The sequence below is a fragment of the Caenispirillum bisanense genome, assembly GCF_900230255.1.
Lineage (GTDB): Bacteria > Pseudomonadota > Alphaproteobacteria > Rhodospirillales > Rhodospirillaceae > Caenispirillum > Caenispirillum bisanense_A.
On sequence record NZ_OCNJ01000006.1, the window covers coordinates 370983 to 380146 of the forward strand.

Here is a 9164-nt window from a genome sequence, read left to right on the forward strand (position 1 = left end):
CCTGCGGCGAGGTTTCGCCTCGCTGGCGCATGTGACCCGAGAAGGGCCTGACGTTCTGTCGCTTGACTGTCTTGTCCAGGCGCCCTGCCACGCGAAGCCGCTCGCAGATTCCGACACGGAATTCCATAGGAGAGGCATGATGGCGCCGGACGACACAAAGCATGACCGCCGCATTGTCGGCGGTGTCGACACCCACAAAGACCTTCACGTCGCTGCTGTGGTCGACGAGCGCGACCGGCTCCTCGGCACCGCCAGCTTCGCGACCACCCGCCACGGATACCGCCAGATGGTGGCGTGGATGCAATCCTTCGGCAGGCTTGACCGCGTCGGCGTGGAATCCACCGGCACGTACGGCGCAGGATTGCTGCGCCATCTCCAGTCCGCCGGCATTGAGGTCTTGGAAGTAACGGCACCCGACAAAGCCGACCGGCGCCGTCGGGGCAAGAATGACGACTTTGACGCTGAAGCGGCTGCCCACGCCGCCTTCGCTGGGATGCGGGTGGTCACCCCGAAGCGGCGCGACGGCATGATCGAGGCTCTCCGCGTCCTCAGGGCCTGCCGTAGGACGGCGGTAGCAGCGCGCCGCGTGGCTTTGCAGTTGATCGGCAACACCATCATTTCCGCGCCCGAGGAATTGCGCGACACGCTGCGGAAGATGACGCGCATGCGCCTCATCCGAACGCTGGCGGCATGGCGGCCGGACCTCACGGACTACCGGACTCCGCTATCGGCGCACCGGATAGCGCTGAAGTCCCTTGCCCGGCGATACCTTGAGCTACACGACGAGGTCGCCGACCTCGACGTCATGATCGCGCGTATCGTCAACGAGCTCGCTCCTGATCTCGTCGCCTGCAACGCCATCGGCCACGGCACGGCGGCGCAATTGCTCATAACGGCTGGCGACAATCCCGAGCGTCTCGCGTCAGAGGCCAGCTTTGCCGCCCTATGCGGCGTCAGTCCTGTCCCCGCGTCATCCGGGAAGACGAATCGGCACCGACTGAATCGCGGCGGAGACCGTGCCGCCAACAGCGCCCTCCATATCATCGCAATCGGCCGTCTGCGCACCGAGGAGCGAACCAAGGCCTACGTCGCCAGGCGACTCGCCGAAGGGCATTCCAAGCTCGAAGCCATTCGCTGCCTCAAGCGCTACATCGCGCGTGAAGTCTTTTCCCTGATCAGAAACAGGCTACGGGAAATAAACCAGACGCAGGTTGCCGCTTGACGAACAGAAGGGCGTCCAGGGCAGCCAGTTCACCAGCACTGCCTTCACCGGCGTGCTGGAGAGCGCCGCGGTGCGCATCAGCATGGATGGCCGCGGGCGCTGCATGGACAACATCTTCATCGAGCGGCTGTGGCGCAGCCTCAAGTACGAGGACGTCTATCTGCGCGCCTACGCCACCGGCACCGAGGCCCGCCTGGGCATCGGCCGCTGGCTGACCCTCTACAACAGTCGGCGGCCCCACCAGGCTCTGGCCTACCGGACCCCGGACGAGGTATTCATGGCCGCTGCGCCGGTGGAGGGGCGAGCCCCTCCACCGGCGCAGAACGCGGCCTGACGACCATCACCCCTGATCAGCCAGAGCCAGCAGACCGCTCTTCGCTGTCCAAACCATGGGGGCCATCTCACTACCAAGCACGCGGCGGAGCCTGGTAAGATCAGTAGCGAGTGGACAAAAGCGAGGGAGACCGCTGGTTCTGCTCCGCAGCAGACGCTCGGGCAGCAGACTGGCACGATCGAATCAATGACCAATGAGAACGAGCTCCGCGAGAAGCTGCGGAAGATCGAAGCGCTCTTCGCCGGCGCCAAGACCGCCGGCGAGAAGGCCGCAGCGGGGGCGGCGGCCGACCGCATCCGTCAACGGCTGGCCGATACAGCCAAGGCCGAAGCCTTGGTGGAGATGAAGTTCAGCATCCCCGACACCTGGTCCATGCAGCTTTTCTGCGCGCTCGCCCGCCGCTATGGCCTGCGCCCGTTCCGCTATCGGCGGCAACACCGCCAGACGGTCATGATCAAGGCGCCGCGGACGTTCATCGACACGGTGTTCTGGCCGGAGTTCTCTCAGCTGGACGACGCGCTGACCAGCTATCTCGCCGAGGTCACCGACCGCGTGATCCGCGAAGAGGTCCATGGTGAGGGAGGCGGTGCCGACGAGGTGGCCGATCCACCGCAGATCCCCGGCCGCTGACGGCCATGGCGGACGCCAAGCCGAACGACGACGGGTCCTCGAGCGCGTCACCTTCCACAGCGCTCACAGCGGCTTATGCGTTCTGCGGGGAAAAGCTGGCGGGCACCGGGATCTGGTGACGGTGGTCGGGTACGCTGCCACGATATCGGCCGGTGAGTGGAGCAAGGCGATCGGCGCCTGGGTCAACTACCGGACACATGGCCTGCAGCTGAAGACCTACTTTATCTGAAGACCTCGGCCCCCTCCTCGTTCGAAGGCATCGAGAAGTACCTGGGCTCGAGTATGATCCGCGGCATCGGTCCGCTTTACGCGAAGAGGCTCGTCAAGCACTTCAGGAAGGACGTTTTCGACGTCGGGCGGTGTCGCCGTCAGTGCCTAAGAGCTGCAGGCGATGCCGCTGCCGCTGGCCGAGGATTTGCTGGTGCTGGAGGCGCTGGTGCGCCGCGGTGGGGATGCGGAAGCAATCGAGACAGCCGTGCGGGGGAAGTACTGCATCGCCGCAGGGTGAAGGCGCCACTCGGGTAGCGTGATTGGCCCGTGTCTGATACATCATGGGGCTGCAGTCGACACCAAGGGATGCAGCCATGACCGGTTCCGCCCTGTATGAGCAGGACTTCTACGCCTGGGCGCGTGAGCAGGCGGCCCTTCTCCGTGCGGGAAAGCTCGCCGCGGCCGACATCGAGCACATCGCCGAGGAGATCGAGAGCATGGGCAAGACCGAGAAGCGCGAGCTCGTCAGCCGCCTGACGGTCCTGCTCCTGCATCTGCTCAAATGGCAGCATCAGCCCAGCCGTCGTGGCGCGAGCTGGGAAGTCACCGTGGTCAACCAGCGGCTGGATGTCGCCGATCATCTGCAGGACAATCCAAGCCTGAAAGCCATACTGGACGAGGCGATCAGCGGCGCGTACGAGCGCGCTCGGAACTCTGCCAAGGCCGAGACGGGCCTGCCGAAGGAGACCTTCCCCGCGACCTGCCCGTGGACCTTCGAGCAGATCATGGACGCGGAATTCTGGCCCGCCGGGCAATAGCATGCCCCGGACACGCGCCCTCCCCCGCTCCCTCACCTTCGGCCACGTCGGCCCCCGCGCCACCGAAGATCAAGCCGCCATGCGCCGGCGCATGACGAAGGTTCGCTCCGACGACGGCCGCGCCCGGCTGATCTACGGCGTATCCGACATCGGGCAGCCAATCGGCCATGCCGGCCTGCTGCTGTACGGCCGCGAGATCGTGGGATAGATCGTCACAGTCTACAGCACGCGGATCTTCCCGAGAAGGCGCGGGATTTACTCGGGCGGGCTGAGTAATTCATCTTGCGCGGAGCGATAGCCAGCCGCCCTGCGACGGTCAAGGCGCAGCGGAGCTACCGGGACGACCTGGCATGGACGCTGCTGATGGTTAGCGCGGGCTCGGGCAGGGTCGCCTACGCCCACCTGGTGGACGGTTGCGCGGCCCTGCAGGTCGCCATCGACGCGCTGGTGACGGGACGCCTGCCGCCGGACTACGAGGGACCCGCCGGCGCCGCCGACCTGGCGCGCCACGCCTTCCGGCAGGCGGTGATAGACACGCACAACGACTTCCGGCTGTATATGCATGTGCTGGCCTCGATGACCCTGGAATAGACGGGCTCAGCCGGTACGGCATGGGGTGGGCGGACATTGGCACCGCGGGGGTGAGGGCGCCGCGGGTCCCGGGGCCTGCTGCGGGCCGCCGAGGTCGTGAGGGCTCGGCTCGTCGAAGTGCTGCGGAAGCAAGATGGCACGTGAGCATGTGGACTTTCCGTGCAGCACGTCCTGCTGAGCGCGGCGCTCTCACCCGTCAAACCTCCACTTCCCTCCCAGCCAAACCTGCGCAAATCGACCCGCCCAAGAGATCCGGGCAGCGCGGCCGCCCTGGTTGCCCCGCCCTCCCCCTCCCGTTTACAGCTACGCCCATCCGAATACGCCCCACCCTGCTCCTCCGCCCATGGGCCTCATGCACAGCATTGGACGCGGTCATGATCCGCCGGCTGCGCGCCGGAGATCCACGCGCCACCAGCAGCACCTCCTGCGCCATCGTCGGCAAACCATGGGGCCAACGCCGCCCGTATCCTCGGCCTTTTCAGTATCACCATGGCGGTCTTCGCCACCTACCCGTCCGCCGGCTTCAGCGCCACCATGGCGGCCAACGCCGCCCGCATGCCCTACCTGTTTCAGCCCCACCACGGCGCCGGTTCGCATCGGCCCCACCCTTACCGTCGGCAGTCAAACCGCCGATCAGCGGGCCGAGTACCCCGCGCCCGCCGGTCCCGGCATTGGAAAAACACCCCGGCTTCGCCCGCATGACGCCAAGCCGCATTCACGCAGACCATGGCGGCGGCCATCAGCCAAGCGCGCAACTGCCGCAGCAGGTTTGCCCCACGGTCATCGGCCTCGGTGAGGCAACTTCGCCCCGTGGCCGTCGTCTGCAGCATGGGCCGGCCATGCAGGAGATCATCGCGCCGCCGCACAATGGTTCACCCGCCGAATGCCCTGGAGGTTTGACGTTGGATGTGCGGGGAGCTTGACCTCTGGCATGGCCGAGAGTTTGACGGCGGATGTGTGCCGAGAGGTGGCCCCGGTTGTTCGGACAGTTTGGCGGCCGAACTAAGCTAGTCGCGGTTCATGATCATGCCGCCAGGGCCGTTGCCGGCACCGTCTCCGGGGCGCGCCCCGGAGACGGTGCCGGTGCGGCGCGATGATACGCCTCGTCGGGCGTTTGTCCATTGAGGCCTGAGTGGGGCCTCCGGGTGTTGTAGTAGGAAATCCAGCGCTCCAGGCCGGCGCGCAACTCGGAGCCGTTCTCGAAGGCATGGAGATAGACGCACTCGTACTTTATCGACCGCCAGAGACGCTCGATGAAGACGTTGTCCATCCAGCGCCCGCGGCCGTCCATGCTGATGCGCACGCCGCTGTCCTTCAGGATGTCGGTGAAGCGCGGGCTGGTGAACTGGCTGCCCTGATCCGTATTGAAGATCTCCGGTGTGCCGAAGCGCGCCAGGGCCTCCTCCAGCGCCTCGATGCAGAAGTCCGCCTCCATCGTGTTGGAGAGCCGCCACGACAGCACCTTCCTGGTGGCCCAGTCCATGATCGCCACCAGGTAAAGGAAGCCGCGCCGCATCGGGATGTAGGTGATGTCGGCGCACCAGACCTGGTTCGGCCGCGTGATCGCGAAACCCCGGAGCAGGTACTTGTAGATCGGGTGCTGCGGATGCGGCGCGCTCGTCCGCGGCTTCTGGTAGATCGGCGACAGGCCCATCTTCGCCATCAGCCGCGAGACCCGCTTGCGCCCGACCACGTAACCGTGGCGGCGCAGGTGCCGGGCCATCTGACGGGAGCCGTAGAACGGGCACTCAAGGAACGCCTCGTCGATCAGCCGCATCAGCATCAGGTTCAGCGGGTTCTCGCCCGTCGGGCTGTAGTAGAACGACGACCGGCTGATCGACACCAGGGCGCACTGCCGGGCGATCGACAGGACCGGATGGTCGAGCTCGATCATCTGCCGCCTTCGCTCGACGCTCATCGACCGAAGGCCTTGGCTAAAAAATCGCGCTCCACGACCAACTGCCCGATCTTGGCGTGGAGCTTCGCCACCTCAGCCTCACTGGCCGCGCCCGCGGCCTCAGCCTTCCCGCTGAACGTCGCCGCCATTCCCTCGATGGCCTGCCGTTTCCAGGCCGCGATCATCGTCTGGTGGATGCCGTGCTTGGCAGCCAGTTCCGCCAGCGTCAGCTCCCCCTTGATCGCCTCCAGCGCCACCTTCGCCTTGAACTCGGCCGAGTAGCGCTTCCTCGTCACTTTCCCCATCAATCCAGGTCCTTCAGACAGTCGCGGACCAGCTTAGCATCCTGTCGGGATTCCTGGGGCCACCTCTCCGGTTGCCCCTGGATGATGGGGATGACCATCCGCGCCTGGCGCCGAGAGTTTGACGGCGTGCATGGGCTCGATGCCAAGCCGGATGCAGCGGGAGTTTGACCTGGAACGCAGGGAGGACGTAACGGCGTCGCGCCGGGAGTTTGACGGGGGACGTGAGGGGGTTTGACGCGGAAATGTCGAGGAGGATGCACCGGGCGCTGCGCGGAGAGTTTGGCTTGGAACGTGAGAAGCGTTTGACCTGGAGCATGCGGAGAGTTTGACCTGGAGCATGGAGGAGGACGCACTGGGAATGTGAGAAGAACTTAGCTTGGAACGCACGGAAGACGCACTGGGAACGCAAGTATGGACGCACTGGGCGACGCGCGGAGAGTTTGGCTTGGAACGCGCGGAGTGGGGCAGCTTAGAGGATGGACAAGGTAGGTGCGGCGCATACGCGGATGGGGTGACGGCGGAAGGCAAATGGCCGTGCCGTCTCTTTCCGGTTGCCGGCGGCGCAACGAATGCTACGACGAGTAGCAGATGCACCTATCTTAGGGTCTCGCCATGTCCGACGTCCATATCGCCTGGGCTGTCCGCGGCGAGCACCTCGTGTCCATCGAGCAGGTCCCATCTGGCCTCGCCGCAGATTGCACCTGCCCGGAGTGCGGGGCGTCGCTTATCGCCCGAAGGGGTGAGGAACGGGACCACCATTTTGCGCACCAGCCCGGCGCCCGGTGCGTACTGGCCGCCGGCGCGTCTGCCGCAGGATTGTCATCTACCGATGCTGAACTGCGCCTGGCGATGCGGGTGCTGCGGGCAGCGCTGAGCCATCGCGCCAGGATCCAGCTGCCGAACGATGCACTCACTCAGGTCATCGACCGCGACCCGGCGGTACGTATGGGCAACAGCCTCTTGGTCGACCAGATCGTGGTGATGCACAACGGGGAACCGCGAACGGTGACGATCGAGGTGACGGCAACGCGACGGCTCAGCAGCGAGCGCATCGAGCTTCTTCGCGCGGCTGAGCTTGACGTATGTGAGCGCCGGATGAATACTCCCCAAATGTGGCGTTTGAAAAATCTCCATGCAGGCGCAACAAGCGCGTGACCCTGGGGGCGCGCCCCCAGGGTCACGCGCTCGCCGATCCTCCATGATCCCCCTCAGCAGCAGCGGGGCCGGAGGATGCGGTGGTCACACTTGGGGACGTCGTCATGATCCTCGATCTTCACCGGCAGGGCCTGACCCTGTCGGCCATCGCCCGGCGTACCGGCCTCGACCGCAAGACGGTGTGCAAGTACATCGAGCGCGGCCTGGAGGCTCCGGGCTACAGGCCGCGACCGCCGAAGGAGCCGGTCATCGCGCCCTGGCGCGACTACCTGCGCCAGCGCGTCCAGGCCTTGCCGGAGTTGACGGCCAAGCGGTTGATGCGCGAGATCCGCGAGCTCGGCTACAGCGGCGGCTACACCGCCGTGAAGACCTACGTCCGCAGTGTCCGCCCTGCCACCAGCTCCGGCTTCGAGCGCCGCTTCGAGACGCCGCCCGGCCGCCAGGCCCAGGTGGACTTCGCCCACTTCCGCACCACCCTCGCCGATGAGCCCGGCGCGGAGCGCGTGGTGTGGCTGTTCTCCCTGGTGCTCGGCCACAGCCGCTTCCTGTGGGGCCGGTTCGTCCCCCACCAGGATATCCAGACGGTGCTGCGCTGCCTCGCCGGCGCCTTCACCGCCATCGGCGGCGTGCCCGAGCAGGTCCTGTTCGACCGCATGAAAACAGCCGTCCAGGGCGATGAGGTGGAAGGCATCGTCTACAACAGGACGATGCTCGCCTTCGCCGCCCACCACGGCTTCGTGCCCGAGGCGTGCCGCCCGTACCGCGCCAAGACCAAGGGCAAAGGCGAGTGGCCGTTCCGCTAGGTCTGGCAAGATTTCTTCCTCGGCCGCACCTTCCGCAACCTCGAAAACCTGAACCGTCAGTTCGATCAGTGGCGCACCGAGGAGGCCAGTGCCCGCCGTCACGCCACCACGCGGCGCATCGTCGTCGAGCACTTCCGCGAGGAGCAGCCCACCCTCAAGCCTCTGCCGGCCGGGCCCTTCCGCGCCGTCCTCAGCCTGGAGCGGCGCATCACCCGCGACGGCATGGTCTCCGTCGGCGGCAATCTCTACAGCGTGCCGGACTGCACCCGGCGGCGCGCCGTCGAGGTCCACGTCCTCGCCGAGGAGATCCGGATCTTCGAGGACGACAGGCTGATCGCCAGCCACCTGGTGCTCGACGGCGGCGGCCAGCGCCGCATCGCCGACGGCCACCGGACGGCGCCACCACCGCCCAACAGCCAGACCCCGCGCGAGGCGCCGCCGCTCGTCATCGGCGTGGCAGGCAGCCAGGTGCCGCGACGTCCGCTTGACGTCTACGCCGAGATCGGACGGCGCCTGGCGACGGAGGCGCGGCCATGACCCCGACCGGATCGGCCTCCACCGTCGAAAGTCTCCGGCGCCACCTGGTCGGCCTGAAGATGCCGCGCGCCCTGGAGATCCTCGACCACATCATCCGCCAACTGGAGCGCGGCGAGGTCTCGCCGCTGGAGGCCCTCGACGCCCTGCTGGCCGAGGAATACACCGGCCGCGAGGGCCGCCGCGTGAAGGCCGCCTTGCAGATGGCGCGGCTGACGAAGGTGAAGACGCTGGCGGACTTCGACTTCTCGTTCCAGCCGTCGCTCGACCGCAACCGCATCCTCACCCTGGCGCAACTGGAGTTCATCGACCACTGCTGGCGGGAGAGAGGGTCGAGGCCTAGTGGGACAGGTGCCGGCGGAGCCGGCGGAAGTAACCCCTACCGGCTGGGCCTGGGGGCGGCCTGCGGCCCTGGAGGGCCGACGAGAGATGCGTCTTACACAGGCACAGCAGGGGTGAGGCGCCGCGGCCTTCGTCCGCCGCGCTTCGTCGAGGGGTACCAGGCCTTCGGCAGACGGGGAGGAGGTAGGGCTTACGCTGCAGGGAGGAGGTGGGCCCGGCGGCTGGAGAGTAACCCTCCGCCGAATGTCGCGGTCGAGGGGCTGGCGTAGGGCGGCGGCTCGCTGTTGACTGTGAGTATGACTAGGCATACTGACAGACACCAT

General features: G+C 66.6%; 7 protein-coding genes and 2 pseudogenes. 8 read left to right on the plus strand and 1 reads right to left on the minus strand.

The window, feature by feature from the left end; translation table 11 throughout:
* Positions 1-139: 139 nt before the first annotated feature.
* From CRP50_RS15590 to CRP50_RS15620, 5 genes and pseudogenes are all read left to right on the plus strand, one after another.
* The gene (locus CRP50_RS15590) at positions 140-1222 is read left to right on the plus strand and encodes an IS110 family transposase (RefSeq protein ID WP_097280124.1); all 1083 of its coding nucleotides are present in this window, start codon (positions 140-142) and stop codon (positions 1220-1222) included.
* Between the two features lie 16 nt (positions 1223-1238).
* Positions 1239-1556 (plus strand): annotated as a pseudogene (locus CRP50_RS15595) (transposase); the annotation flags it as partial.
* A gap of 186 nt (positions 1557-1742) precedes the next feature.
* Positions 1743-2186, plus strand: a complete 444-nt coding sequence (locus CRP50_RS15600) for a hypothetical protein (RefSeq protein ID WP_097280098.1) — start codon at positions 1743-1745, stop codon at positions 2184-2186.
* A 584-nt stretch (positions 2187-2770) separates the two neighbouring features.
* Positions 2771-3214, plus strand: a complete 444-nt coding sequence (locus tag CRP50_RS15610; protein WP_097280099.1) for a DUF29 domain-containing protein — start codon at positions 2771-2773, stop codon at positions 3212-3214.
* A gap of 363 nt (positions 3215-3577) precedes the next feature.
* Positions 3578-3805: a hypothetical protein gene (locus CRP50_RS15620; protein WP_097280101.1), complete on the plus strand. Its 228-nt coding sequence runs from the start codon at positions 3578-3580 to the stop codon at positions 3803-3805.
* 1024 nt (positions 3806-4829) lie between these two features.
* Here the strand turns inward: CRP50_RS15620 and CRP50_RS15625 are convergent.
* A protein-coding gene (locus CRP50_RS15625; RefSeq protein ID WP_097280102.1) for an IS3 family transposase occupies positions 4830-6007 on the minus strand; the annotation gives its coding sequence in 2 pieces (ribosomal slippage) (positions 4830-5734 and positions 5734-6007; 1179 coding nt in all).
* 612 nt (positions 6008-6619) lie between these two features.
* Between CRP50_RS15625 and CRP50_RS15630 the strand changes: the two genes are divergently transcribed.
* The 3 genes and pseudogenes from CRP50_RS15630 (at position 6620) to CRP50_RS26365 (ending at position 9110) form a co-directional block, all read left to right on the plus strand.
* Positions 6620-7162, plus strand: a complete 543-nt coding sequence (locus tag CRP50_RS15630; protein WP_097280103.1) for a competence protein CoiA family protein — start codon at positions 6620-6622, stop codon at positions 7160-7162.
* Positions 7163-7242: 80 nt separating this feature from the next.
* Positions 7243-8502: pseudogene (gene istA, locus CRP50_RS15635) on the plus strand (IS21 family transposase).
* Positions 8499-9110 carry an ATP-binding protein gene (locus tag CRP50_RS26365; protein ID WP_141415174.1) on the plus strand — a complete coding sequence of 204 codons (612 nt, stop codon included), beginning with the start codon at positions 8499-8501 and terminating at the stop codon, positions 9108-9110. The pseudogene istA and the gene CRP50_RS26365 overlap by 4 nt, the downstream one beginning before the upstream one ends.
* Positions 9111-9164 lie beyond the last annotated feature (54 nt).

Bases quoted from the DNA above. Each gene is read 5' to 3' on its own strand.
- CRP50_RS15620 (WP_097280101.1), top strand. From the start codon at position 3,578: ATGGTTAGCGCGGGCTCGGGCAGGGTCGCCTACGCCCACCTGGTGGAC.
- CRP50_RS15630 (WP_097280103.1), top strand. From the start codon at position 6,620: ATGTCCGACGTCCATATCGCCTGGGCTGTCCGCGGCGAGCACCTCGTG.
- CRP50_RS15610 (WP_097280099.1), top strand. From the start codon at position 2,771: ATGACCGGTTCCGCCCTGTATGAGCAGGACTTCTACGCCTGGGCGCGT.
- CRP50_RS15600 (WP_097280098.1), top strand. From the start codon at position 1,743: ATGACCAATGAGAACGAGCTCCGCGAGAAGCTGCGGAAGATCGAAGCG.
- CRP50_RS26365 (WP_141415174.1), top strand. From the start codon at position 8,499: ATGACCCCGACCGGATCGGCCTCCACCGTCGAAAGTCTCCGGCGCCAC.
- CRP50_RS15590 (WP_097280124.1), top strand. From the start codon at position 140: ATGGCGCCGGACGACACAAAGCATGACCGCCGCATTGTCGGCGGTGTC.